The sequence below is a fragment of the Maribacter sp. ACAM166 genome, from assembly GCF_005771495.1.
Lineage (GTDB): Bacteria > Bacteroidota > Bacteroidia > Flavobacteriales > Flavobacteriaceae > Maribacter.
Genome location: NZ_VAUW01000110.1, coordinates 1 through 610, shown reverse-complemented (window position 1 = coordinate 610; position 610 = coordinate 1). Strand labels below are relative to the sequence as shown.

Below are 610 nucleotides of genomic sequence, written 5' to 3'. Positions count from 1 at the left end.
GCCCTAGGAACAATGCTACAGACACTGGAAGATAACGAACTACTAAATTTCAATTTTATAAAAAACATAAAAGTCCTCAATTCGGTACCTAAGCGAAATAAAACCTTTACACTAGAAGTTGAGAACAATATATTCACCTATTTGGAAAAAGAGGACGCCATACTCCTACTCTACATTAAATTCGTTGCATACAATTTCTTGAGGCCCATAGAAGTCTCAAGGCTGCAAATAGGTGATTTTAACCTGAAAAATAAAACCATCACCTTTCAAGCCAAAAACAGCAATCTTAAAAAGAAGACCATACCCCAAATATTATTAGATGAATTACCAGACCTTTCTGATATGAATCCCGAACATCTATTATTTACGCCTACAAAAATTGGAGGTACTTGGACTACTACCGAAACCAATAGAAGAAATTACTTCTCAAAACGTTTTAAGGCAAAAGTAAAACAGCATTTTAATCTTAATGAGGATTATGGACTTTACAGCTTTAGACATACCTACATTACCAAACTCTATCGTAAGTTGCTTAAAGACACCTCTCCTTTCGCAGCAAAAAGTAACTTAATGCTTATAACCGGTCATAAGTCCATGTCGGCATTGGAAA

General features: G+C 34.9%; 1 pseudogene. It reads left to right on the top strand.

From position 1 onward, the window contains the following. Positions 1-12 precede the first annotated feature (12 nt). Positions 13-610 (top strand): annotated as a pseudogene (locus tag ES765_RS21570) (site-specific integrase); the annotation flags it as partial.